Below are 24,692 nucleotides of genomic sequence, written 5' to 3' on the forward strand. Positions count from 1 at the left end.
CGCACCCGGAGACGGGTGGTACTGCTGTGGTCAGGCTTCGCGGGCCACCGGGATCGACGCGGTCGGGGCGTCGTCCTCGTGGCGGTGGTGACGGGTCGTCGACTCGTCCGGGTAGTCCTGCGCCTGACCACCACCGCTCGTGGCGTCGAGGTCCTCTTTGATCGCCTGCTGCGCCTTGGGCGGCAGCGTGTGCAGGATGTCCCGCACGCGGGACTGCCGACGCCCGACCGCACGACGCTCCGGCATACCCGGCGTCGCCTGGATCTGCGGCGGCACACCCTCGATCTCCTCGACACCCCCGTCGTGGTGACCGGCGTCGACCATGGCCTGCTCTTCGGCCATCGTCGACTCGTCCTTCTCCTCCGACATACCGATCGGCCCGAGGCGGCGGCCGTTGAGGAACTGACGGACCACCGGCTCGTCACTGGTCAGCAGCACCTCACGCGGCCCGAACATGACCAGGTGCTTGCGGAACAGCATGCCCATGTTGTCGGGCACCGTACGGGCGATGTTGATGTTGTGCGTGACGATGAGGATCGTGCAGTCGATCTGGGCGTTGATGTCGATCAGCAGCTGCGACAGGTAGGCGGTACGCACCGGGTCCAGACCGGAGTCGGGCTCGTCGCAGAGGATGATCTGCGGGTCGAGCACCAGGGAGCGGGCCAGGCCGGCACGCTTGCGCATACCGCCGGAGATCTCGCCGGGGAACTTGCCCTCGTCGCCGCCGAGGCCGACGAGTTCGAGCTTCTCCATGACGATCTTGCGGATCTCGCTTTCCTTCTTCTTGGTGTGCTCACGCAAGGGGAAAGCGGTGTTGTCGTAGAGGCTCATCGAGCCGAACAGCGCACCGTCCTGGAACATGACGCCGAACAGGGTGCGGATCTCGTAGAGCTCTTTGGCCGAGCACTCGATGATGTTGGTGCCGTCGACGATGATCTTGCCCCGCTCGGGACGAAGCAGCCCGATCAGCGACTTCAGGAACACCGATTTACCGGTACCGGACGGGCCGAGGAGAACGCTGACCTCACCGGGCGGCACCTCCATGGTGACGTCTTCCCAGATTCGCTGGGGCCCGAAGGACTTGGTCAGCCCCTCAACTTGAATGCCAATGCCCACGCGCGATCCTTCCAAGAGTGTTCGAGCCACGTCTCCCTGGCCTGTGGCTTGAGTCACTGTAGCGCACACGGCATGGGCCTATGGCGACTGTGGCGAACCACTCCCCAAGCCGTATCCGCTGTCCAACAGACGCGCGCGTCCGTCTCGGTTTGAATGGAGACCCCGGGACCGGTGACCCCTGCTACGACGAAACCGCCCGGGATCGAATGATCCCGGGCGGTTTGCGTAAAGGCGCGAACTACTTGACGGTGACCGTCGCGCCGGCGGCCTCGAGCTTGGCCTTGGCGTCGTCGGCAGCATCCTTGGGAGCCTTCTCCAGGATCGCCTTGGGAGCGCTGTCGACCAGATCCTTGGCCTCCTTGAGGCCCAGGCCCGAGACGATCTCGCGGACGACCTTGATGACGCCGATCTTCTTCTCGCCGGCACCTTCGAGGACGACGTCGAACTCGGTCTGCTCTTCAGCAGCCTCGGCCGGTGCGGCGGCGCCGGCAGCGGCGACCGCGACCGGAGCAGCGGCGGTGACCTCGAAGGTCTCCTCGAACTGCTTGACGAACTCCGAGAGCTCCAGCAGCGTCATTTCCTTGAAAGCGTCGAGCAACTCATCAGTGGACAGCTTGGCCATGATTGGTCCTTCCTAAATTTGTTTCGGTTCGTGGGGTGATGCGGTTTGAGCGGCTGCTGCTAAGCAGCTTCCTCAGCGGCCTTCTTCTCCTGCAGCGCCGCGGCCAGGCGGGCGACCTGCGATGCGGGAGCGTTGAACAGCCCGGCGGCCTTGGCCAGGTTGCCCTTCATCGCGCCGGCCATCTTGGCCAGCAGCACCTCGCGCGACTCGAGGTCGGCGATGCGGTTGACCTCATCGAGGCTGAGCGCACGGCCTTCCATGTAGCCGCCCTTGATGACCAGCGCCTTGTGGTCCTTGGCGAAGTTCTTGATCGCCTTGGCGGCGTCGACCGGTTCGCCCTTGACGAACGCGATCGCCGTCGGGCCGGTGAACAGGTCGTCGAGGCCGTCGATGCCGGCTTCGGAAGCGGCACGTTTGACCAGAGTGTTCTTTGCGACGGTGTAGGTGGCGGACTCCCCGAGCGAGCGGCGCAGCGCGGCGAGGTTGGCCACCGTGAGCCCGCGGTACTCGGTGACGACGGTGGCCGTCGCCTCCTTGAACTGCTCGGCAATGTCGGCAACCGCCGTGGCCTTGTCAGCCTTGGCCATGCATGCCTCCTTGTGGTGGGTATCGGATGCACCACCGAAGCGAAGGCCGGCCGGAAAAGACGAACGCCCCGACGCAGACAGGTCGGGGCGCGAAGAGTTCAGTGCCTCGTCCTCCTGCGTGGGCCGTCCGGTGATCTGATGAGCCGCTTGCGCGAAGAACAACAGATCCGTCCGGACCTTCAACCGATTCCTCGGTGACCGACGGTCTTCGGTGGAACCTGGCAAGGATAGCGGAGGAGGTCGAGATCAGCCAAAACGCTCACCGTCTCCCGCGGGAGGTCTACGCGGGTGTGAGCCGTTCCGGGGACTCCGCGGGCGTCAGTCGCTCCGGGGTCTCCGCGGGGACGAGGCGTTCAGGAGTCCTGTCGGGTGTACCGGGGTTGGGCGTCTCGGCCGGCTGGGGGTCATTGGGGGTGGTCATGACGGTCGCGTACCCGATCCGCTCATGCGGCAACCGCGAGCGCCGCCGCGCCGACGAGTCCGGCATCGCCGCCGAGTTGGGCGGGCAGCACCCGCAGGCCGCGCAGGAAGTCGAGACCGGCGTAGTCGGCCAGCGCCGCCCGCAGCGGGTCGAACAGCAGCGCCCCGGAGCGGGCCACTCCCCCGCCGATCACGACGAGATCGAGGTCGCACACCGCGCCGACGGACGCGATCATCGCGGCGACCGCCCGCGCGCCCCGCTCGTAGGCCTGTTGCGCGACGGCGTCACCGGCGACCGCCGCGTCGGCCAGTTCCAAAGCGTCGGCCTCCGGCGGAGCGGCCCACCCCTGCGAGCGCGCCCACTGCGCCATCCGCGGGCCCGCCGCGACGGTCTCCACGCAGCCGTGCCCGCCGCACGAACACAGCGCCCCGCCCGGGTCGACGACGACGTGGCCGACGTGGCCCGCGTTGCCGGTGCGGCCGTCGTAGGGAGCGCCGTCGAGCACCAGCCCGCCCCCGACACCGGTCGACACCACCATGCCGAGCAGGAACTGCGCGTCCCGCGCGGCGCCGCGCCACCGCTCCCCCATCGCCATGCACAGCCCGTCGCCGCCCAGGCGTACCGGCACACCGGTCACCGCCGCCACCCGGTCGACGATCGGAAAACGTTGCCACGCAGTGAGATTGATGGGGCTGACGGTTCCCGAAGGCAGGTCGATGGGCCCGGCCGACGCGATACCCACCCGCCGCACAGTGCCACCGCCTGCCGCCAAAGCCCCCTCAACCAGGCGTTCGGTGACCGCCCACACCGCCTCGGCGTCGGTTCTCGGGGTGGGCCGCGTCGCCTGGTGGACGAGGGTGCCGTCGGCGTCGACGAGAGCGGCGGCGATCTTCGTGCCGCCGACGTCGAGCGCGAGCGTCAGGTCGTTCCTCACTGCTCAAGGATGTCAGTCGCGGGAGATGTCGACGACGAGCGCGCGGTGATCCGACAGCGGCAGGCTCACCGCCTCGCAGTGTTCGACGCGCAGCCGCGGATCGTCGGTCAGCACGTGGTCGAGTTGGCGGTCGGGGGCGTCGGCGGGGAAGGTCAGCGCCTCGCCGAGCGGACGCATCCCCGACCACCGGGCGGGCGTCGGCGGGCTCATGTTGAGGTCGCCGACCAGCATCCGCGGGCCGCTGAAGCCGCGCAGGTCCCGCACCAGGTGCCGCATCTGGACGCGGTTCCAGCCGGGCACGAACGACAGGTGGGTGTTGGCGACGGTCAGTGGCCCCAGCGGGGTGTCGAACGTGCCGATCATCGCGGCGCGGGGTTCCTCGTTGACGATCTGCACGCGGTTGGGGCCGGGCAGGTACATCGGGAACCGCATCGGGATCCGCGGCAGGCGCACCACCTGCCACGTCTCAGCCGGGAAGCGGGACAGCAGGGCGATTCCGTAGGCCGCGGTCCCGGGCTGTTCGCGACCCGTCGCGGCCATCCACGTGGCGCCGGGTGTGCCCGCGATCGCGGCGACGAAGCGGTGGCTGACCGCCCGCATGGCCTCGGCCGCGACGGCGGTGAGGTCGGCTTTGCCGGAGCGTTCCTGGTCGAGGTCGACCTCCTGCAACGCGACGATGTCCGCGTCGAGTTCGCGGACGGCCTCGGCCAACCGATCGAGGTTGACGTCGCCGTCGTGCACGCTCCGCCCGTGCAGAATGTTGAATGTCGCTACGCGCATGGGGTACTTGGTACCCGCCACAGGGTCTGACCGACACCCGACCGACACCTCTGAAAGTAGGCCGATGTCTGCCCGAAACGACGCGCTGCGTGATGCGTTGCGCCGCTCAGCCTCCGCGCTGCGCGCGCACGGACCCGATTTCGCGTTGGCGGGCAGCTATGCGCTGTGGGCGTACGGCGGTCCCGAACCGGTGCACGATGTGGACTTCGTCGTCGCCGAGGAGGACACCGAAGCGGCGGCGCTGACGCTGGAGAAGGCCGGGTTCCGCATCGAGCGCACGCCGGAGGACTGGCTGTTCAAGGCGTGTGTGGGCGACGACTTCGTCATCGACGTGCTGCACGCGCTCAACGGCATACCGGTGACGGCGCAGGATGTGGCCGCCGCCGAGGAACTCGACGTGCTGGCGATCCGGATGCGGGTGCTGCCGCCGACCCACGTCGTCACCGAGAAGCTCAACTCGTTCAACGAGCACAACTGCGACTATTCGGCGCTGCTGCCGGCCGTGCGCGCCGTGCGGGAAAGGGTGGACTGGGACAAGGTGCGCGCCGGCACCTCGGATAATCCGTTCGCCGAGGCGTTCCTGGTGCTCACCGACCGGCTCGGCATCACGGCCTGACGGCGCGGCGCACCCGTTCGGCCACGGTGACGGCGGCGGCGACCACCTCCGGCGGTTCGAGCACCTCGAACTCCGCACCGGCGACGGCGAAGTAGAGCACCATGCGTTCGGGGTCGTCGGCGCCCGCGGTGACGATGCATGCGTGGGGGCCGTCGGGTTCGATCTGCGCCGAGGCGGGCGGGAAGTGCGGGGCGATCACGTCGGCCGGCACCTCGTAGCGCACCCGCGCGACGTAGCGGTAGGGCGAAGTGCTGATGGAATGACGCACGTAGTCGGCCGCGTCGGGCGCCTCGCGCGGGATGAAGGTGGTGCCCGCCGCGGTGACGTCAGCCATCCGGTCCAGCCGCAGGCTGCGCCAGTCCTGCTTGTCGCGGTCGTAGCCGAGCAGATACCAGCGCCGTCCGGTGGTCACCAGCTGGTAGGGCTCGAGGCGGCGCCGGGTGGCGTTGCCGGCCCGGTCGACGTACCCGGCGGTGACGTTTTCGTGGTCGCGGCACGCGCGCGCCAACGTCATCAGCACATCGGGGGCGACGACTTCGGCGGTGCTCGACGTGAGCGTGACGGTGGCGTCGTGCACGGCGGACACCTGTGAGCGCAGCCGGGCGGGCATCACCTGGTCGAGCTTGCTGAGTGCGCGCAGCGCCGACTCCCCTACTCCGGCAACCGATCCGCCGGCGGCCAGCCGCAGACAGACCGCCATCGCGACGGCCTCGTCGGGGTCGAGCAGCAGCGGAGGCAGCGCCGCCCCGGCACCCAGTTGGTAGCCGCCGCCGTGGCCCTTGCTGGCCGCGACCGGGTAGCCGAGGTCGCGCAACCGGTCGATGTCGCGGCGCACGCTGCGGGTGGTGACGCCCAGCCGCTCGGCAAGCTCCTCACCACTCCACACCCGACGCGCCTGCAGCAACCCCAGCAAGTGCAGCACCCGGCCGGTCGTTTCGGACACGCACCCAGCCTGCCAGAGTCACCGGACAGGTTCTGTCCTCTGAAGTAGCGATCGCAGGCCGCGCCGGTAGAGCAGCCACCCGCCGGCCATCAGCAGCGCCCCGAAGATCAGGAAGCCGATATCCCACGACAACGGTCCACCCAGGTCGTCGCGCACGTGGTGCACACCGAGCAGTTGGTGGTCGATGACGCCTTCGACGACGTTGAACACGCCCCAGCCGAAGAGCAGCAGCCCGAGGTGGAACGACCAGTTCGGCGCGAGCCGGCCCTGCCGCCACGACACCACCAACAACGTGGTTCCGGCCATCACCAACAGCCAGGTGGCGACGTGGAAGAACCCGTCGGCGACGGTGTTGAGCTCCAGGCCGGCAACGGTGTCGGTCGGTTCGGTGCCGCTGATCATGTGGTGCCACTGCAGGATCTCGTGCAGCACGATGCCGTCGACGAATCCGCCGAGACCCAGGCCGAGGAGGAACCCGGGGAGCGGACTGGGTGCGCGCGTGTCAGCCATGCCGGTGCGGTACCCGGACCGCGGTCGATCAATCCGACTCGGAATGCGATCGGCAAAAGTGACGTTGGCCTGAAAAGGTTGCCGCATCAACGACGATGCGGCAATACGGGCTGCTCGTTCACAGCAGCGAGCTACGCGTCGGGCCAATACAAGGCGAACCAGACCGAGCATTGGTTCAATGACATGCGGAGAGATAGGGGTTAGACGTGGGTCTCATCAAGGTTCTGGCGTTGCCCGGCACGGTGGCTCTGGCGCTGCTGACGATGTCGACGGGTCTGGTGTCATCCGCTTCGGCCGCACCGTGCTCCGATATCGAGGTGGTCTTCGCTCGCGGTACCCATGAAGCGCCGGGTGTGGGTCCGACAGGCGAAGCGTTCATCGACGCGCTGCGCCCGCAGATCGGATCTCAATCACTGTCGGTGTATCCGGTGCAATATCCCGCCACCGACCAGTGGGCCACCGGTGTCGACGGTATCCGCGACGCCAGCGCTCGGATCCTCTCGACCGCCGAGACCTGTCCCGATACGAAAGTTGTGCTCGGCGGCTATTCGCAGGGCGCAGCGGTGGCAGGCTTCGTCACGTCGGCGGACGTCCCCACCGGTGTCGATCCCGCGACGGTCCCCAAACCTCTTGAACCCGAAGTCGCCGACCACGTCGCCGCAGTCGTGCTTTTCGGCTTGCCGAATGTCCGCGCGATGAACTTCCTCGGCGAGCCACCGGTGGTGATCGGCCCGCTCTACGAGTCGAAAACACGCCAGCTGTGCGCCTTCGATGATCCGGTCTGTTCTGACGGGCTCAACTTCGCCGCGCACAACCCCAATACGTATAACGGCGATCTGACCAACCAAGGGGCGGCTTTCGCCGCTGGTCACCTCAATGCCACGCCGCAGTTGATGGCCGGCTGACGCCGTCGAACGCGGGACGACAATCCTTGTCCGACAGAATGATCGCACGGCTTCCCAGCGCGTCCGCTGAGGACACCTCGTTGACGGCACGCATCACCGCCTGGTGAACGGCGTGTATGCCGAGTGCTGGCAAGCGATCCCGCGGCACGGGGCCGCGGCGTCGGTCGCGATCTCGTGCGGTTCGCGGAGCAATCGGCGGGCCGACGGCCGGCGGTACATGCAACTCGAGCTTGTGACCTCGACGGGCGCACGCCTCAGCTCGCCGATCAGTTCTTAGGACAGAAGCTGTCCTAAGCGGGTGCGATGCTCATTGCATGACCACGCCAGCCGACGTCACCACGCAGTTGGTCGACCAAGTCGACTTCCACTGGGCGCAACAGTTGCGGCCGCGCCTGGACAGCTTGTCCGACGACGAGTACTTCTGGCAGCCGGTGCCGGGCTGCTGGACGGTGCACCGCGACGGCGGGATCGACTTCAGCTATCCACCGCCGCAACCGGACCCGTTCACAACGATCGCGTGGCGGATGGCCCACGTGATCGTCGGAGTGTTCGCGATGCGGAGCCATTCACACTTCGGTGGCCCGCCCGCTGACTACGAGTCGTGGCGTTACGCCACCGACGCGGCGACGGCGCTGCGTCAGCTCGACGAGGAGTACGCCCGCTGGATCACCGGGGTGCGCTCGCTCGACGATGACGGGCTGGCGCGGCCGTGCGGCCCGGCCGAAGGTCCGTACGCCGAGTACCCGATGAGCGCGCTGGTGCTGCACATCAACCGTGAGGTGATCCACCACGGCGCCGAAATCGCTTGTATCCGAGATCTTTACGTCCACACCAACAAGGAGAACCACTGATGCCCGGAATGCCCCCACCCGCTGCCGACGAACGCCAGAGCCTGATCGAATTCCTCGCGTTCAACCAGAACGCGTTCTTCGCGGTCGCTCACGGGTTGACCGACGAGCAGGCCCGCTCGACACCGTCGGTGAGCACGCTGTCGATCGGCGGCCTGATCAAACACGCGGCCGGTGTCCAGCAGGGCTGGGCGCAGCGGGTGGCCAGCGCACCGGAGTTCCCGCCGCCGGACCCACGGCCGGTCGAGGAGCAGATGCGCGATTACCAGGACCAGTACGTGATGCGCTCGGACGAGTTGCTCGACGAGTTGCTGGACGCCCTGCGCGCGCAGAACGCCGAGACGCTGCGGGCGTTCCGGGAGGCGGACCTGACCACGCCGGTGCCGGTGCCGCACGAGGTGCCGTGGTTCCCCAAGGACGTCGACCACTGGTCGGTGCGGTGGGTGGCGCTGCACCTGGTCGAGGAGTTGACGCGCCATGCCGGGCACGCCGACATCATCCGCGAATCGATCGACCGGGCGACGATGTACGAGTTGATGGCCGCGCACGAGGAGTGGCCGGAGACCGACTTCATCCGGCGCTGGCGGCCGACGCAGCCCGCGTAAGCGCCGAGCGCACGGTTGGTGACGGCCCTACTCGGCCGATGCGTACAACAACCGTGCGCTCAGCGGTCGAGCACCAACCGCAGCGCATGGTCGACGACCGCGTCGAGGTCTGACCCCAGCGTGCCGGCCAGCCACTGCTGCGCCAGCTCGGCCATCGCGCCGGTGTACATCGCGGCGCCCACCTGCGCGGCCACCGGATCGGAATCCGGATGCAGTCGCCACCCTTCGACCAGCACCGCCTCGCGCAGCAGGTCCTGGGTGGCGGCGCGGCGGGCGGCCAGCACCGGGTTGGCCTGCGCGTCTGTGAACAGCACCCGCCCGCGCCGCGGATCGGCCGAGCTGAACCCCAGCACCGCCGCGATCCCCGCACGGGTACGCGCCCGCAACGACTCCCCCGCCGCGGCCATCGCGGCGGCCACCTCGGCGGCCAGTTGTGCGCTCACCTCGTCGTACACCGCGCCCAGGAGTTCGTCGGTGCCGGCGAAACTCTCGTAGAAGTAGCGGGTGTTGAGCTCGCATTCGCGGCACACCGAGCGCACCGCCACCGCCGCCTCGCCACCGGAACCGAACAGCCGCAGCGCCGCGTCGATCAGCAGCGCGCGGCGTTCGGCGCGCCGGTCGGTCAACGGCACGCCGGCCCAGCGGGTGGGTGTCGGCATCCGCTCAGCGTACGTCTTCGCGGCCAGATCTGGTCACAGATGTAGCCAAAGCGGTACGGTGGACGCATCCGTCGCCAAGGAGGCACCGCCGTGGACATGCCGCACGAGATCCTCACCCAGTGGGTACGCGGACGCATCGACTACGGCGGCATGCGGCGCAATTACTTCCGCGGCATCGAGTTCGCTGCGCCTGTCGGCGACCCGGGCTGGTTCGGCCCGAAAAGCGCTGTGTGGCACGTGCATTCGCATATGGAGGCGCTGATCTTCGGCCTGCAGTGCGCGGCGTACATGGAGCGCCTCGACCCGAGCATCTTCTGGATGGGCATGCACCACTCCCGCCTGGTCGCACGCGACGAAACAGGCACCGCCACCGGGCGCCTCGACCCCGCCGGCGCGATGGCCCGCCTCGGCCATTCGGTCGCGTTCTTCATCGGCACGGCCTACGGGTCCACCGAATCCGCGGAGAGACTCGCCACCACCGTGCGCTCCATGCACCACACCATCAAGGGTGTCCGCCCCGACGGATTGCGCTACGACGCCGACGATCCGGACTGGCTGCGCTGGAACTACGCCACCGTCGTCTGGGGCATCGCCACCGCGCACGAGATGTATCACCCGAACCCGTTGCGCGGCAAGGACATTGACCGCTACTACGGCGAGTTCGTCCGCATCGGGCATGCGCTGGGTGCCACCGACCTGCCCACCACCAAGGCCGAGACCGCCGACCTCTTGCGCTCCTACCTACCCCGGTTGGCCGTCACGCACGGCACCGCGATGGCGACCGGCCCGAACGTCGGACTGCCGCACAACCTCGTCGACTGGGCCATCCGCGACACCATGCCGAAGTGGGGCAAGCAGCTGATCCAGCACAGCGATCCGAACATCGTCGAGCGCACCGCCCGGCGCGCCGCGGTGTGGGGCATCATCAACGGCCTGCACACCGCGGCCGGTCCGGCGCCGGAGTTCCAGCAGGCCCGCGCGCGGGTCAAGGGCGGCACTACTAGTCCGCATACCGTGCCGACATACGTGCCCGGCTCAGATCCAGAGCGCAGCCGCGAGGAGATCGAGCACAGCTTCGCCTGAGCGGCGACAGCGGCGGCGACATCAGGATGACACTTGATATGACGTCATAGTGGTGTCACTATGGTGTCATGGATTTGCAGCCGTACGTCGACAACGTGCGCCATGAGCTCGGTGTCGCCGCGGCCGCCGGTGGCGCCGACGCCGAGGCGCTGGCCGAGCGGCTGACCGCCCCCTTGGACTCGGCGCTGCGGCTGGCACTGCTCGAAGCGCTGTCGGAGGCCGCGGAGCATCTCACGCGACAGCTGGCCCCCGGGTCGGTGGAGGTACGGCTGCGTGGCCGGGATCCGGAGTTCTTCGTGGCGGCGGCGCCCGATCCGGAACCGGAACCGGAACTACCGCTGCCGCCGGACGGTGACGACGGCGGCACCTGGCGTGTGACGCTGCGGCTGCCGGAATCCATGAAGCCCGCAGTCGAATCGTCCGCGCGGCGGGCGGGGGTGTCGGTCAACGCGTGGCTGGTCCGCGCGGTCTCCAATGCAGTCGGCGAGGCGGCACCCACCCGGCGGCCGAAATCGCACACCGACAAGTCGTTCAACGGCTGGGTCCGCTGAACCTCACCGAATGGGAGCCACACATGCCGGAATTCCACACCCCCGGGCCCATCACCGCTGTCATCGAGATTGCCGCCGGTTCGGTGCACCTCGCTGCGGGCGACCGCAGTGACACCGTGGTGGAGATCCGCCCTCGCGATCCTTCCCGCAGCTCCGACATCCGGGCGGCCGAACATGCCCGCGTCGATTTTCGACACGGGAAGCTGACCGTATCCGCCGGACCGAAGTTCGTGGCACTCGGACGAGGTGGTGCCGTCTCGATCGACGTTGCGCTGCCGGCACATTCGCGGGTGCAAGTCTCGTCGGCCTCCGCCGCCATCTCCAGCGACGGCGTCCTCGGCGACTGCCGGTTCTCCTCGGCCGGCGGCGACGCACACTTTGACGTGGTCGAGGGAAACCTCAAGGCGGACACCGCCTCCGGAGACATCGCCGCGCGGAACGTGGCGGGCAACGTCGCGATCTCGACGGCGTCAGGGGATGCGACCATCGGTCGGCTTGAGGGTGATCTCACGTTCCAGGCCGCCAGTGGCGCGCTGGCCATCGAGCGTCTGCGCGGCGCGGCGCGGGCGCACACGGCATCGGGAGGCGTGTCAGTCGCCGTGGCCGTCAGCGGCGACGTCACCGTGATGACCAGCAGCGGTGACGTAGGGCTGGGTATACCGGAGGGCACCGCGGCCAAACTGGATGTGCACACCCGCTCCGGCACCCTCTCCAACACCCTGGACCCGTCGAGCGGTCCGGCCGACGGCGACGAAACGCTGGTCGTCCACGCACGCACCGGTTCCGGCCACATCTCCGTACGCCGCGCGGTCGGCATCACGAACTGAGCGGACCTACTCGCACTCGTTGGGCCGCGCGACCTCGAGTTCCGGCGGCGCCTCCGCGGAAATCTGGCCACCGGCCGAGGGCGACTGCGCGCACACCACCCAGTTCGTCAGGTTGATCTGCTCGTAGGGAGTCCCGTCGGCGGCGGAGGTCTGGGGCACCACAGCGCCCTCGGTGGTCGACACGATGGCGTCGTGGGCCTCCTGCAGGATCGCCCCTTCGACGTCGGGCATGGGCCACGCCGGTTGCGCCGCCGCTGGGCCGGCCAGCCCGACCGTGCCTGCGACGAGCAGAGCCGCCCCCGCGAACCGTCCCGTACGTCAGGCGCTGCGATGAACTTCCACGGTTTCGCGCGTGAACAGTTACTGCACCGGTTAAGCAGACAACATAACTGCACTCATTGAGCAATGATCTTGTACGTGCTCACCATCGCCGCACGAATGGCGGGCACACTTTGCGGACATTGTCGATGGGGGTCTCGTGGCAACAATTGTGGATCGGTATCGGGAGACGTCGCGCCGACGGCGGCGCCGCGCTGAGCGGTCGAATCAGCGCCTCGACGTCCAGGGCCTTCGGATGGTCGCGGTACTCGCCGTGTCCGCCCACCACCTGTGGGACTGGCCGCGCGGCGGATTCGTCGGCATCGACGTCTTCTTCGTCCTCACCGGTTTCCTGCTGACCACCGGCCTACTCGCGGCGGGCACCCTCAAGGACTTCTACGTGAACCGGGCCCGCCGCGTCCTGCCCGCCGCGGCCGTCGTCGCGCTGGCCACCTACGCGGCGAGCGTTCTGATCCCCACCCCGGCCCTGTTCGGCGACCCGGATTCACCGCTGGCGCACTTCTGGCCCTTGGCGGTCGGCGCGGTGATCGTCGTCGTGTGGCCGCTGCTGCTGGCGACCACCGGCTATCGGGCCCACTGGGCCGCCGTCGCAGCGGCCGTCCTCACGCTGGCGGGCTTCGCGGCAGCATTCATGCAAAGTAGCGAGTTCACCTGGGTGGCGGCGTTCGGCGTCGGCGCGCTAGTGGCGCCGGCGGTCACGCTACTCGGCGATCTCCCGCCCGCGCTCAAAACGCTGCTGTCTTGGTCGGGAGTGCTGCTGATCGCCGCGAGCCTGTTCCTCATCGGCGACGGGTCCGCCGGCGACACCGCGACGTGGGCGCTGCTGCCGGTCGCCGGTACCGCGCTGGTTCTCGCGGCCGGCGTCGGCGGCGAACCGCGATTCCAGCCGCTGCTTCGCAACCGGGTCAGTACCTACGTGGGCGACCTGTCGTATTCGCTGTACCTGGTGCACTGGCCGGTGATCGTCGTCGTCGCGGCGCTGATGGACCGCACCCCCTACTTCTCTCTCTGCGTGCTCGCGTTCGCGTTCGGTCTGGCCGTCGCATGCCACCACTTCGTCGAAAACCCTTTGCGCCACGGCAGTTTCGAGGCCCTGCGCACCGCGATCAAGGATATGGAGCGCGGCCTGTTCCACATCGAGCGGCGGACGAAGGTCGCGGCGGTCGGCGCGCTGGTGCTGCTGGCGGTCGGGTTGTGTGCGTTCGCGGCCCGACCGGACGCCTACGAACAAGCGCCGCAACCCGCGATCGTCACCAACCAGGGACTGTGACCCGGGGCACACCCTTTTTCCCCTGACCGCGCCTTTTGAGACACTGGCTGCTATGAGTGTCACGCGAAAGACCCAGCACCGAGAGGTTGCCAGGCTGGACCGGGTGCCGTTGCCGGTCGAGGCCGCCCGCGTCGGCGTGACCGGTTGGCAGCTCACCCGCACCGGCGCCCGCGTCGTCACGAACCTGCGCGGACGCGGCAACCTCTCGCAGAAGATCCTCAAACAGGTTCCGCAGACCTTCGCCGATCTCGGACCCACCTACGTCAAGTTCGGGCAGATCATCGCGTCGAGTCCGGGCGCGTTCGGCGAAGGGCTGTCCAAGGAGTTCCGCAGCCTGCTCGACCGGGTGCCGCCTGCCGACCCCGAGCAGGTGGCCAAGCTGCTGCGCGAGGAACTCGGCGACGATCCGAAGAGCCTCTACAAGAGCTTCGACGACAAGCCGTTCGCGTCCGCGTCCATCGCGCAGGTGCACTACGCGACCCTGCACACCGGCGAAGAGGTCGTCGTCAAGATCCAGCGCCCGGGCATCCGCCGCCGGGTGGCCGCGGACCTGCAGATCCTCAAGCGCGGCGCCCGCCTCGTCGAGTTCGCGAAACTCGGTCAGCGCCTGAGCGCCCAGGACGTCGTCGCCGATTTCGCCGACAACCTCGCCGAGGAACTCGACTTCCGGCTCGAGGCGCAGTCCATGGACGCGTGGGTGGCGCATATGCACGCCTCACCGCTGGGCAAGAACATCCGGGTGCCGCAGGTGTACTGGGATCTGACCAGCGAGCGGGTGCTGACCATGGAACGGGTGTCGGGCATCCGCATCGACGACGCCGCCGCGGTCCGCAAGGCCGGGTTCGACGGCACCGAACTGGTCAAGGCGCTGCTGTTCAGCCTGTTCGAAGGCGGTCTGCGGCACGGCCTGTTCCACGGTGACCTGCACGCCGGCAACCTCTACATCGACGGTGACGGCAAGATCGTGTTCTTCGACTTCGGCATCATGGGCCGCATCGATCCGCGCACCCGCTGGCTGCTGCGGGAACTGGTGTACGCGCTGTTGGTGAAGAAGGACCACGCCGCCGCGGGCAAGATCGTGGTGATGATGGGCGCGGTCGGCACGGTGAAGCCCGAAGCGCAGGCCGCCAAGGATCTGGAGAAGTTCGCCACGCCGCTGACCATGACGTCGCTGGGCGATCTGAGTTACGCCGAAATCGGCAAGCAGCTCGGAGCGCTGGCCGACGCCTACGACGTGAAGCTGCCGCGTGAGCTGGTGCTCATCGGGAAGCAGTTCCTTTACGTCGAGCGTTATATGAAGTTGTTGGCGCCGAAGTGGCAGATGATGAGCGACCCGCAGCTGACCGGGTACTTCGCCAACTTCATGGTGGACATCAGCCGCGAGCACAAAGAAGAAGGGCTGGAGGTCTGACTTGCAGGTCCGCGAAGGTAAGGCGTCCAACAAAGACGTCCAGATCCATTACGAGGACATGGGCAACGTCGGCGATCCGGCGGTCCTGCTCATCATGGGCCTGGGCGCGCAGCTGCTGTTCTGGCGTGAGGAGTTCTGCCGCAAACTGGTCGACCAGGGTCTGCGGGTGATCCGCTACGACAACCGCGACGTCGGGCTGTCCAGCCATTTCGACGGTCAGCGCACCAAGGGTTCGCAGGTCGGCAACATGGTCCGCTCGGTGCTGGGCGTCAAGAGCCCGTCGGTGTACACGCTCGAGGACATGGCCGACGACGCGGCCGCGCTGCTCGACCACCTCGACATCGACGAAGCGCACATCGTGGGCGGGTCGATGGGCGGGATGATCGCGCAGATCTTCGCGGCGCGGCATGCCGAGCGCACGAAGACGCTCGCGGTGTTCTTCTCGTCGAACAATCAGCCGTTCCTGCCGCCGCCCGGCCCGCGCCAATTGCTGGCCGTGATCACGGGCCCGTCGCCGAACTCACCGAGGGACGTGATCATCGAGAACTCGATCCGGGTCAGCAAGATCATCGGCAGCCCGGGCTACCCGTCGACCGACGAGAAGCTGCGCGCCGACGCGATCGCGTTCTACGACCGGGCGTTCTACCCGCAGGGCATCGCGCGGCAGTTCAACGCGATCACCGGGAGCGGCAGCCTGCTGCACTACAACAAGCAGACCACCGCGCCGACCGTCGTCATCCACGGTAAGGCCGACAAGTTGATGCGGCCCACCGGCGGAAAGGCGATCGCCAAGGCAATCCCGAACGCGCGGCTGGTGATGTTCGACGGCATGGGCCACGAACTCCCGCAGGCGTTGTGGGACGACGTCGTCGGCGAACTCAAGACCACGTTCGCAGAACGGCCCTGACCAGCGACAAAATTTCGTAATTGGGCTGGTGGCATCACATCGGATAGCATCCCCACTCGAGTGCAGGTGGGCCCCATACGGCTGTCAAAGGGTGACGTCGACGGGCCCTGCCCGCCAGGAAAGGCAACATCATGGCCCCATCGGGCAAATTGAAGCCACATTTCGAAGACGTCCAGGCGCATTACGACCTGTCTGACGATTTCTTCCGGCTGTTCCTCGACCCGTCGCAGACCTACAGCTGTGCGTACTTCGAGCGTGACGATATGACGCTCGAGGAGGCTCAGCTCGCCAAGGTCGATCTGGCGCTGGGCAAGCTGGGCCTGCAGCCCGGCATGACGCTGCTCGACATCGGCTGCGGCTGGGGCGCGACGATGATGCGGGCGGTCGAGAAGTACGACGTCAACGTCATCGGCCTGACGCTGAGCAAAAACCAGCACGCGCATGTCGAGAACGTGTTCGCCGCCTCGGACAGCCCACGCAGCAAGCAGGTCATGCTGAAGGGCTGGGAGGATTTCGATCAGCCCGTCGACCGGATCGTGTCGATCGGCGCGTTCGAGCACTTCGGCCGTGACCGCTGGGATGACTTCTTCCCGATGGCCTACCGGGTGCTGCCGGATGACGGTGTGATGCTGCTGCACACGATCACGGCGCTGACGATTCCGCAGATGATCGAGCGCGGCATTCCGCTGACGTTCTCGGTGGCGCGGTTCATCAAGTTCATCCTCACCGAGATCTTCCCCGGCGGTTACCTGCCGACGATCGAGTTGGTGGGCGAGCATGCGGACAAAGCGGGCTTCACGCTGACGCGTGAGCAGTCGTTGCAGCCGCACTACGCCAAGACGCTGGACCATTGGGCGGCGGCGCTGGAAGCGCACAAGGACGAGGCCATCGCCGTGCAGTCCGAAGAGGTGTACGACCGCTACATGCACTACCTGACCGGTTGCGCGGATGCCTTCCGGAAGGGCTACACCGACGTGAACCAGTTCACCCTGGTGAAGTAGCCGGTCGTACAGCTAAGACCCGAAGTGTCGCGGGCGTCAACCGTCCTGCGACCGGGGTGACCGACACGTGCCATGGTGGCCTGAAGGGCACCTGTGGGCGGGTAGGGTGCGGGCAACCAAACATTCGGTAACGACGAATTGACCTGTCGCGAGGAAGGCCAACAGCGGACTATGTCTGACAACTCAACGAGTACCGAGGAGCTGCGGCCGCACTTCGAGGACATCCAGGCGCACTACGACCTCTCCGACGATTTCTTCGGCGTGTTCCAGGATCCGACCCGCAAGTACAGCTGCGCGTTCTTCACCGGCCCGGACGTCTCCCTGTCGGAGGCGCAGCTGGCCAACATCGATCAGCATCTGGACCGGCTGGATCTCAAGCCCGGGATGACGCTGCTCGAGGTGGGCTGCGGCTGGGGTATGACGATGAAGCGGGCGATGGAGCGCTACGACGTCAACGTCGTCGGGCTCACGCTGAGCAAGAACCAGCAGGCCTACTGCAACCAGCTGCTGTCGCAGGCGGACAGCGACCGCAAGTTCGATGTGCGGCTCGAGGGCTGGGAGCAGTTCCACTCCCCCGTCGACCGGATCGTGTCGATCGAGGCGTTCGAGCACTTCGGCTTCGAGCGGTATGACGACTTCTTCACGACGTGCTTCGAGATCATGCCCGACGACGGCCGGATGACGCTTCAGAGCAGCGTCGCCTACCACCCGTACGAGCTGGCCGAGCGGGGCAAGAAGATCACGTTCCAGATGGCCCGGTTCATCAAGTTCATGATCACCGAGATCTTCCCCGGTGGCCGCCTGCCGTCCACCCAGATGATGGTGGATCACGGCGTGAAGGCCGGTTTCGCGGTGCCGGAGACCCTGTCGCTGCGCAACCACTACATCAAGACCCTCGGCATCTGGGCGAGCCGGCTGGAGCAGCACAAGGAAGAGGCCATCGCGGCCACCGACGAGGAGAACTACAACCGCTACATGAAGTACCTCAACGGCTGCCAGTACTACTTCATCGACGAGAGCATCGACGTCAGCCTGGTGACCTACCTGAAGCCGGGCGCCACCGCCGCCTGATCCTTACTTACGAAGTCGCCCCGCCACTTTCGAGTGGCGGGGCGACTTTCGTTGGTGAAGCGGTCAGCAGTTGTTGGGCCGGTTGACGCCGACAGCGGGCTGCGACTTCGCCCTGATGGTTCCGCCTGCGCGCGGTGACTGCGAACAGACGGTCCAGTTGGAGAGGTTGATGACCTCACCGGGTCCGGACAGGTTCACCGGCGAAAGTTTGACGCCGCTGCCTTCAGTAGCCGCGGTGAAGGCCTTCTCCGCTGCCGCGAGGTTCATCCCGCGGACATCCGGCATCGTCCACGTTGTCGGTTGCGCCATGGCGGTAGGAGCGCTGAGCCCCACCGACATCACGAATGCGGCCGCGCTGACGGCAATGCGAATTTTCATTAGATCCCCTCCCAAGTTCTCACCCGCCACCGTAGCTGACGGCCATCGGCTAGTGGTTGGCTTCGGTGCGCGTGTCGAGCAACGGCGCGGCATATCGGAAGGGGCTCAGGCAGCGGCCTTTTCGTCATGCGAGTTCGCGTCGTCGGTCTTCGTGTCGTCCGCGGTGTCGGCGTCCTCGTCTGTGACGGGGTCAGCGGTGCCTTGCTCCAGGGCGCCGTCGGGATCTTCCACGGCTTCGTCCTCAGCGGGACCTTCGGTCTCCTCCAGCTCCGCGGCGTCCTCTTCGGCGAGGTTCGCACCGTTGTCGGTGATGACGTCTTCGTCGAGTTCCTCTTCCTTGCCGTCATCATCGTTGGCAATGCCGTCATCGCCGGCCGCGACGTGCGGGGTCTCTTGAGGCTCGGTGACGGGAAGCGGGTTGACGGTGGCGCCGTCTCCGGTCGCCACCGGCAAGATCTCGTCCGCCTGCGTCTCGCCTTCGGCCGAATCGTTCGCGAGGCGGGAGAACGACCTCAACGCCGACGGCTCGTCCGATTCGGTTTCGTCTTCTGTTGCGGGTACTGGGACGGCGATCATGCTCCCGCCGCGGACGGCGTCTTCGATTCCTTGAACGACGGCTTCGACGAAGTCGACCGAGAATTGGATCGGATTGAACGTGAAGGGGTCGAACGGCAGGATCGACAGGTTGCGCGCGACGCCGGGGTCGGCATTGCGGTCGTAGCCGAGGTTGATGAGCAGCTTGGTCACCGGCTGCAGCAGCCGGACAACGGGTTCGATGAACGCCGATGTGCCGGTGGCGTTTCCGATATCCACGAACGGCTGGAAGATCGGCAACGTGCCGCGCTGCGGGATCAGCACGAAGGTGGCGTCGCCATGAACGCGCTTCGGCGCGGCGGCGATCGCGGCGGCCAAGCTCACGTCGTCGTACCCGTAGGGCAACCCGTCAGTGGGCGCGTTGCTCGTGGGGTCGAGGTAATAGCCGTGCACGTAGGCGAACCCGAAGAGCGCGTTGGCGACGGCCAGCGGGTTGCCCCAGTACTGCGGGGCGTCGCCGACGGGGTCGTACTCGAAGGAGTAGTTGGTGCTCTTGACTCCGATGTCGGTCGGGAGCTGGGGCCCGAAGGACACGTTGAGGATCGGGATGTAGCGCAGGAAGCTGAATCGCGACCACAGGCCCTGTGGGTTGTTGATGTTGCCGATGGTGACGACGGTGACGCGATCCCTGTCCTCGACGGGGATGTCGTACATGGCGCGGGAGACGACGGCGCCGCCCTGGGAGTAGCCGAAGACGATGATCTGCTCGTTGTCGGGGGTGGCGGGGTCGTCGAGGATGTCGTCGAGTTGGGCGTTGACGTTGATGACGCCCTCCCCCACCGACTCGTCCCAGGTGTCGCAGGTCAGGCCGGGGCACCAGCCGGGCAGTGGGATGGGCCAGAAGCTGGCGGGATAGTCCACGCCGAGCAGATCGCAGCCGTCAGTCGAGGTGCAGTCGACGCCTGATGGATTGATGAAGCGGTCGGCGGCGTTCTCCTTGTAACCCTGAACTGCGTTGGGCGGGTTGATGTTGTGGGTCCCGGTGCCGGGGACGATGAGCGCAATGGCGCCGAAGGCGAGCGCCGCGGCGAAGGTGGACGCGATCCAGAGACCGACGGTGGCGACGAGCGCGGTGATGACGACGATCGTTGCGCTGGCATACTTACGCATGGGTCAAAGGTTCACATATGGTCGTGTGCTGGCGAGGCCGATTTGACCGACTTCGCCAATCGCGATGATCACCTCGGCGCGCGGATCGACTTCGTCGTGGTGGATGCGAGCGCGTGCGAGCGTCCCAGCGAAGGCGGGTGCGGCGAGCCGATGGCGTCACCGTCGTTGTAACCGTTTGGTTCCACACATGTCTCACCTAATTCGCACGGCTGGCCTGACGCCCACTTGCTCCAGGTGCGACCAAACACTATAAGAGCCGAATTGCCCTCGGGGAGTTCACGATTGTCTACTTGCAACCAAGACACCCGACGTCACCGATACTCGACCTCCCGGCCTCTTGGAATCAACAGGTGCAACATCTGTCCCGTAGAATCGAGCCGGCGGCAGGTGTGGGGGGAGGTTCGCCGGTGTCTACGCAATCGGTGGAATGGATGGCCGCCGCGCGCCTATTGAGGCGAAGCGGCTTCGGTACTACCGGTGCGGCTGTGGACACTTTGGTCGCCGAGGGAACCGACTCATATCTCGAGTCGGCACTGAGCGGGGCGGAAGACTCCGGAGCAACGTCTACACCAGTTCCGGATCTCGAGATCAGCGCCGCGAAGCCTGGCAAGGACGCGACGACTGCAGTCCGGCAGAGCTACAACAAGAGGATCGTTGAGCGGCGCACGGAGCTCATGGGTTGGTGGGTCCGGCGCATGGTTTCCGTCGAACAGCCACTCACCGAGAAGCTGACCCTCCTCTGGCACAACCACTTCGCCACATCGCTCGACAAAGTCCGATATCCCGCGTTCATGGCCATTCAGAACGAGACCATCCGCTCGCTGTGCCTCGGAGATTTCCGCTCATTTGCGTTCGCCATGTTGACAGACGCCGCCATGGTGCGGTGGTTGGACGGACAGACAAATCAGGTGGGCTCACCCAACGAGAATCTGGCCCGAGAATTCCTCGAACTCTTCGCTCTTGGTCATGGCAACGGGTATTCGGAAAAGGACGTGCGCGAGGGGGCTCGCGCACTGACCGGTTGGACTATCGACGACGCCGGGACCACCACCCTCGTCACCAAACGCCAGGACACCGCGCCGAAGACGGTCCTCAAGACCACGGGAAACCTAGATGCGGACGCGTTCTGCAACGTCGTGTTGGCTCATCCGAATTCTCCTCGATTCGTGTGTGGCAGGTTATGGCAGCAACTCGCCTCGGATTCCCCACCCACAGGTGCGACGTTGAAGCGCCTGCTCAGTGCCTACGGTGAAGAGTTCGATCTGGGCACCCTCACCAGGGCGATACTGACCGACCCCGAGTTCTTCGATCGAGAGACCACCCTGATCATCGGCCCGGTGGAGTGGTACATCGGCCTCCATCGAGCCATGCATGTGCCGATCGACAGCGCGAAGAAGGCCAAACGCGTGAACGCGACGCTGAAATCGCTCGGACAATTGCCTTTCTACCCCCCGAGCGTCGGCGGATGGCCCGGCGGGCAGAGCTGGTTGTCGGCTGCAGCCGCCGGGATCAGATTGCGCGCGGCCGCAGCGCTGGTACGGGAGGGCGATATCAGCGCTGTAGAAGACGCGCCAGCAAGCGATCGACTGGACGCGGCGGGATACCTGCTGGGAATCGGCGCGTGGTCGAACACCACCGCTGAAGCGCTGCAGCCTCTGAGGAAGAACGCCTACGCGTTGGTCGCTGCTGCCGCCAACACCCCTGAGTACCTGGTGTCGTGAGAGGCCAATGGTGAACCTCAACCGCCGTAGGTTTCTAGCGAGTTGCACCGGGATCGGCGCCGCCGGGCTGTTGTCCGCAACCACGACTTTCACGTGGGACGAGCTGATGCAGGCTGCCAACGCCTCTCCGCTCGCCGAGGGAAGCGGAATCCTGGTACTCGTCACGTTGTACGGCGGCAACGACGGCATCAACACACTCGTTCCACTGGGCGATGACGCCTACCATGACGCCCGTCCCGAGCTTGCATACGCGCCGGAGGAACTCCTCGCGCTTGACGACGAGTTCGGTCTGAACCCGGAGATGCGCGGGATGGCCGAGATGTTTGACGACAAGTCCCTTGCGATCATTCGAGGGGTCGGTTATCCCGAACCCGATCGAAGTCACTTCCGATCAATGGACATCTGGCAAAGTGGGTCCACCGACAATGGAGTGACCAGCGGTTGGATCGGCCGTTGGCTCGACACAGGCAACGGTGCCGACCCGCTGCGTGCACTCAACATCGGCTCGGTGTTACCCATGCTCGCGGTCGGAGAAACAACGATCGCCGCAGCCTTTTCAACTCAGATCATCCCACCGAAGAGTTCGGCCGGCTTCATCAAGTCGATGGCCCGTAAAGACCCGGACGACAACCGGGCGATGGCGCTGGTCCGGAATTCATACCGCGCGGTTCCCACAGTCGCCGACGCCCTGGCACCACTCTTCGCCGACACCGACGACGACGCACCGGTCAGCGAAACGGGCGAAGGCAGCAATGGACTCGACGTTCAACTGAATGCCGTGGCGCAGTGCATATCCGCAGGATTGCCCACGCGCGTGTACAGCGTGTCCATCGGCGGCTTCGATACTCACTCCGAGCAACGTGACGATCACCGCCGTTTGATCGGCGTCGTGGATCGCGCCGTCAGCCGGTTCATGAAGAAGATGCAGAACGATCAGTACGGCAAGCATGTTGTGCTGATGGCTTACTCGGAGTTCGGCCGACGAGTCGAGGCGAATGCATCCGACGGCACAGACCACGGCACAGCGGGGCCGGTCTTCGTCGCGGGCCAAGGAATTCGCGGAGGATTCTACGGCGACGAACCGAGCCTCACGGATCTCAACGATGGAAACCTGAAGGTGACAACGGATTTCCGGGATATCTACAGCGAACTGATCTCGGTGACCCTCAAGTCCGACCCCGAGCCGGTGCTCGGCGCGGGCCGGAAGAAACTCGGCTTCTTCAGGGCCTGAAAGCCATTGAGAGAGCTATTCGACGGCACCGAGCAGCCGGCGGCCGGGAGATCTTCCGTCGCCGTCTATACGACCCCCGATTGCACTGCTCAGCGCAGGTTGACGCGACAACACAGCTATCCTCTATATACAAGGATCGCTCACGATCTACCGTGACCGGACGCCGCGTTGTCGGGCCCCGGTCGAAGCGGTACGTAGGCAGTCCGGGGGACAACAGGGGATCGGGGACAACGGGATCTATGCGATCTATCAACACCAAGAGCTTGTACACCGAGGGCTTCGGCGTTGACGGCCGGGAGCGTCGGACATCATCCAATCTCTTCGCATTGACGCTTGCTTTCGTCTTGGCGTCGGTGGCTTTCGACCTCAATTTGGGCTTCGCATCCATTTTCGGCGATATCGCGACTGCGGCGTTGTTGGGAACCTTTTTTGCAATGGTCCTGCGCTCCTTGGGCGGAAACGACGGATCGGGTTTCCGCGCGAACCTATTAAGCCAGGATTGGGCATATCTGGGCTGGCTTGCACTGATGAGCGCATCGATGCTGTGGAGCGTTTCCGCGAGCGCGAGTTTCAAGACGATCGCGCCGCTGGCCCTTGTCTGGGTCGCCACGCTTTTCCTTTGCAGGCTTCCCCGCGCGTACGCCGTTCGGGCGGTCCTAATCATCGCGGCCGCGGCAGCAATATTGTCTCTGATTGCGATTCCGCTCTTGGGCGAGTTCGCCTATCAACCGGCCAGCTCCACCGGCGCGCCAGAGTTGCGGGGCATTTTCCGGCATCAACTGCGGCTGGGAGCATTTATGGCTCTGGCGTTAGGGCTCATTGTCATCGCCCGGTTGAACGGCGACATCGCGCGAATACGCACGAAGTCCAGCGTCCTCAACGTCGGATTGGTGTTACTTCTGGTGACGTTGCTGTACTTGTCAAGGGCCCGAGGTTATGCCGGGGAAGCAGCTATTGCACTCGTGCTGACGATATTGCTCTCGCGGCGTGGCCTCAAGAAGTGGGTGGTTCTCGTCATAGGGTCACTCTCGGCCCTAGTGGTCGTGGACCGCTTCAATGCGGTCTGGCAGGATCTGCAGGACTCTGGATTCGACACCGACCTGACCGGTCGCGCACAAGTCTGGCAGAGGACGCTCAACGGCGTCACCGACGAGACGCGCTTACTCGGCCATGGCTTCGGGACGCTGAAGTTGTCCGAGTTCGATTATCTTTTCCCCTCGACATATCGCGCCGGCCACGCACATAGTTCGTACATACAGGCATACTTCGAGACCGGGTTGGTCGGCCTCGTGGTGCTCTTCGCTCTCATCGTTGTCCAATTGGTTGTCGCATGGCGCTACTCCGTAAGATGTAACACCTATTCCTACAGCCTTTTTCTGGTGCTGTATACCGCCACAGGCAGCCTTACCGGCCTCAACTACGCGGGCACACTATCGGCGCTTTTCTGTATCATGATGCTTTTCTTGGCTATCGAGAGTCGCATATCGCCATCGACGACAAATGCGCAAGAACGAACGGGCATCGGCTTATCTGGTCCCGAGCGATTGACCTCTCGACATAATTCTTCGCGCAGGCCTAGCGGGGCTACGACGGTTCGCCTCACTCGATGATGCAAGGTCGGGAGAACGCCGGTAGCGTCGAAGTGCAATGCT

At 66.0% G+C, this 24,692-nt stretch carries 27 protein-coding genes; 15 read left to right on the forward strand and 12 right to left on the reverse strand.

What is annotated here, in order from left to right; translation table 11 throughout:
- Positions 1-30: 30 nt before the first annotated feature.
- The 6 genes from I7X18_RS22905 to I7X18_RS22930 form a co-directional block, all read right to left on the reverse strand.
- Entirely contained in the window at positions 31-1,116 is a 1,086-nt protein-coding gene (locus I7X18_RS22905) for an ABC transporter ATP-binding protein (protein WP_193046269.1), read from the reverse strand.
- A 238-nt stretch (positions 1,117-1,354) separates the two neighbouring features.
- On the reverse strand, positions 1,355-1,738 hold the full coding sequence (rplL, locus tag I7X18_RS22910; RefSeq protein ID WP_193046270.1) for a 50S ribosomal protein L7/L12: 384 nt from the start codon (positions 1,736-1,738) through the stop codon (positions 1,355-1,357).
- A gap of 59 nt (positions 1,739-1,797) precedes the next feature.
- Positions 1,798-2,325 (reverse strand): 50S ribosomal protein L10, encoded by a 528-nt coding sequence (rplJ, locus tag I7X18_RS22915; protein ID WP_193046271.1) that lies wholly within the window; start codon positions 2,323-2,325, stop codon positions 1,798-1,800.
- 280 nt (positions 2,326-2,605) lie between these two features.
- On the reverse strand, positions 2,606-2,746 hold the full coding sequence (locus I7X18_RS22920; RefSeq protein ID WP_193046272.1) for a hypothetical protein: 141 nt from the start codon (positions 2,744-2,746) through the stop codon (positions 2,606-2,608).
- Positions 2,747-2,768: 22 nt separating this feature from the next.
- Positions 2,769-3,680 carry an ROK family protein gene (locus I7X18_RS22925; protein WP_193046273.1) on the reverse strand — a complete coding sequence of 304 codons (912 nt, stop codon included), beginning with the start codon at positions 3,678-3,680 and terminating at the stop codon, positions 2,769-2,771.
- Positions 3,681-3,692: 12 nt separating this feature from the next.
- Positions 3,693-4,460 (reverse strand): endonuclease/exonuclease/phosphatase family protein, encoded by a 768-nt coding sequence (locus tag I7X18_RS22930; protein ID WP_193046274.1) that lies wholly within the window; start codon positions 4,458-4,460, stop codon positions 3,693-3,695.
- Positions 4,461-4,524: 64 nt separating this feature from the next.
- Here I7X18_RS22930 and I7X18_RS22935 point away from each other — a divergent pair, with 64 nt between their 5' ends.
- Complete coding sequence (locus I7X18_RS22935) at positions 4,525-5,076, forward strand: nucleotidyltransferase family protein (protein WP_193046275.1); 552 nt, start codon at positions 4,525-4,527, stop codon at positions 5,074-5,076.
- Here I7X18_RS22935 and I7X18_RS22940 read toward each other — a convergent pair.
- The gene (locus I7X18_RS22940) at positions 5,066-6,019 is read right to left on the reverse strand and encodes a helix-turn-helix transcriptional regulator (protein WP_193046276.1); all 954 of its coding nucleotides are present in this window, start codon (positions 6,017-6,019) and stop codon (positions 5,066-5,068) included. The two genes, I7X18_RS22935 and I7X18_RS22940, sit on opposite strands and share 11 nt — an antisense overlap.
- Before the next feature lie 18 nt (positions 6,020-6,037).
- Entirely contained in the window at positions 6,038-6,529 is a 492-nt protein-coding gene (locus I7X18_RS22945; protein ID WP_193046277.1) for a DUF2243 domain-containing protein, read from the reverse strand.
- 263 nt (positions 6,530-6,792) lie between these two features.
- On the opposite strand from I7X18_RS22945, the gene I7X18_RS22950 reads away from it, so the two are divergent.
- From I7X18_RS22950 to I7X18_RS22960, 3 genes are all read left to right on the forward strand, one after another.
- Entirely contained in the window at positions 6,793-7,434 is a 642-nt protein-coding gene (locus I7X18_RS22950) for a cutinase family protein (protein ID WP_193046458.1), read from the forward strand.
- 314 nt (positions 7,435-7,748) lie between these two features.
- Complete coding sequence (locus tag I7X18_RS22955) at positions 7,749-8,285, forward strand: DinB family protein (protein WP_193046278.1); 537 nt, start codon at positions 7,749-7,751, stop codon at positions 8,283-8,285.
- Positions 8,285-8,887, forward strand: coding sequence for a mycothiol transferase (locus I7X18_RS22960; protein ID WP_193046279.1), 603 nt, complete (start codon positions 8,285-8,287; stop codon positions 8,885-8,887). Before I7X18_RS22955 ends, I7X18_RS22960 begins: the two co-directional genes overlap by 1 nt.
- Before the next feature lie 59 nt (positions 8,888-8,946).
- On the opposite strand, the gene I7X18_RS22965 is transcribed toward I7X18_RS22960, so the two are convergent.
- A complete protein-coding gene (locus I7X18_RS22965; RefSeq protein WP_193046280.1) occupies positions 8,947-9,546 on the reverse strand; it encodes a TetR/AcrR family transcriptional regulator in 600 nt (199 codons plus the stop codon).
- Positions 9,547-9,636: 90 nt separating this feature from the next.
- Between I7X18_RS22965 and I7X18_RS22970 the strand changes: the two genes are divergently transcribed.
- The 3 genes from I7X18_RS22970 to I7X18_RS22980 all read left to right on the forward strand — a co-directional run bounded on the left by I7X18_RS22970 (position 9,637) and on the right by I7X18_RS22980 (position 12,007).
- Positions 9,637-10,629, forward strand: coding sequence for an oxygenase MpaB family protein (locus I7X18_RS22970; RefSeq protein WP_193046281.1), 993 nt, complete (start codon positions 9,637-9,639; stop codon positions 10,627-10,629).
- 68 nt (positions 10,630-10,697) lie between these two features.
- Positions 10,698-11,180: a histidine kinase gene (locus I7X18_RS22975; RefSeq protein WP_193046282.1), complete on the forward strand. Its 483-nt coding sequence runs from the start codon at positions 10,698-10,700 to the stop codon at positions 11,178-11,180.
- A 23-nt stretch (positions 11,181-11,203) separates the two neighbouring features.
- Positions 11,204-12,007 carry a DUF4097 family beta strand repeat-containing protein gene (locus I7X18_RS22980; protein WP_193046283.1) on the forward strand — a complete coding sequence of 268 codons (804 nt, stop codon included), beginning with the start codon at positions 11,204-11,206 and terminating at the stop codon, positions 12,005-12,007.
- A gap of 6 nt (positions 12,008-12,013) precedes the next feature.
- Here the strand turns inward: I7X18_RS22980 and I7X18_RS22985 are convergent, their stop codons facing one another.
- Complete coding sequence (locus tag I7X18_RS22985) at positions 12,014-12,238, reverse strand: hypothetical protein (RefSeq protein ID WP_226863530.1); 225 nt, start codon at positions 12,236-12,238, stop codon at positions 12,014-12,016.
- Positions 12,239-12,485: 247 nt separating this feature from the next.
- Here I7X18_RS22985 and I7X18_RS22990 point away from each other — a divergent pair, with 247 nt between their 5' ends.
- The 5 genes from I7X18_RS22990 (at position 12,486) to I7X18_RS23010 (ending at position 18,006) form a co-directional block, all read left to right on the forward strand.
- On the forward strand, positions 12,486-13,616 hold the full coding sequence (locus I7X18_RS22990) for an acyltransferase family protein (protein WP_193046284.1): 1,131 nt from the start codon (positions 12,486-12,488) through the stop codon (positions 13,614-13,616).
- Positions 13,617-13,668: 52 nt separating this feature from the next.
- Positions 13,669-15,027, forward strand: a complete 1,359-nt coding sequence (locus I7X18_RS22995; RefSeq protein ID WP_193046285.1) for an ABC1 kinase family protein — start codon at positions 13,669-13,671, stop codon at positions 15,025-15,027.
- A gap of 1 nt (position 15,028) precedes the next feature.
- A complete protein-coding gene (locus I7X18_RS23000) occupies positions 15,029-15,934 on the forward strand; it encodes an alpha/beta fold hydrolase (protein ID WP_193046286.1) in 906 nt (301 codons plus the stop codon).
- A 131-nt stretch (positions 15,935-16,065) separates the two neighbouring features.
- The gene (locus tag I7X18_RS23005) at positions 16,066-16,935 is read left to right on the forward strand and encodes a cyclopropane mycolic acid synthase family methyltransferase (protein ID WP_193046287.1); all 870 of its coding nucleotides are present in this window, start codon (positions 16,066-16,068) and stop codon (positions 16,933-16,935) included.
- 171 nt (positions 16,936-17,106) lie between these two features.
- A complete protein-coding gene (locus I7X18_RS23010; RefSeq protein WP_193046288.1) occupies positions 17,107-18,006 on the forward strand; it encodes a cyclopropane mycolic acid synthase family methyltransferase in 900 nt (299 codons plus the stop codon).
- 63 nt (positions 18,007-18,069) lie between these two features.
- Here the strand turns inward: I7X18_RS23010 and I7X18_RS23015 are convergent, their stop codons facing one another.
- Both I7X18_RS23015 and I7X18_RS23020 read right to left on the reverse strand, forming a co-directional pair.
- Positions 18,070-18,384, reverse strand: a complete 315-nt coding sequence (locus I7X18_RS23015) for a PASTA domain-containing protein (protein ID WP_193046289.1) — start codon at positions 18,382-18,384, stop codon at positions 18,070-18,072.
- Between the two features lie 105 nt (positions 18,385-18,489).
- Positions 18,490-20,088, reverse strand: a complete 1,599-nt coding sequence (locus tag I7X18_RS23020; RefSeq protein ID WP_193046290.1) for a PE-PPE domain-containing protein — start codon at positions 20,086-20,088, stop codon at positions 18,490-18,492.
- Positions 20,089-20,495: 407 nt separating this feature from the next.
- On the opposite strand from I7X18_RS23020, the gene I7X18_RS23025 reads away from it, so the two are divergent.
- The 3 genes from I7X18_RS23025 (at position 20,496) to I7X18_RS23035 (ending at position 24,650) form a co-directional block, all read left to right on the forward strand.
- Complete coding sequence (locus tag I7X18_RS23025; RefSeq protein WP_193046291.1) at positions 20,496-21,809, forward strand: DUF1800 domain-containing protein; 1,314 nt, start codon at positions 20,496-20,498, stop codon at positions 21,807-21,809.
- Positions 21,810-21,816: 7 nt separating this feature from the next.
- Entirely contained in the window at positions 21,817-23,040 is a 1,224-nt protein-coding gene (locus I7X18_RS23030; RefSeq protein ID WP_193046292.1) for a DUF1501 domain-containing protein, read from the forward strand.
- A gap of 239 nt (positions 23,041-23,279) precedes the next feature.
- Positions 23,280-24,650, forward strand: a complete 1,371-nt coding sequence (locus I7X18_RS23035) for an O-antigen ligase family protein (protein ID WP_193046293.1) — start codon at positions 23,280-23,282, stop codon at positions 24,648-24,650.
- The last annotated feature ends 42 nt before the right edge of the window (positions 24,651-24,692 follow it).

Origin of the sequence: Mycolicibacterium baixiangningiae (assembly GCF_016313185.1) — a bacterium.
Classification (GTDB): Bacteria; Actinomycetota; Actinomycetes; order Mycobacteriales; family Mycobacteriaceae; genus Mycobacterium; species Mycobacterium baixiangningiae.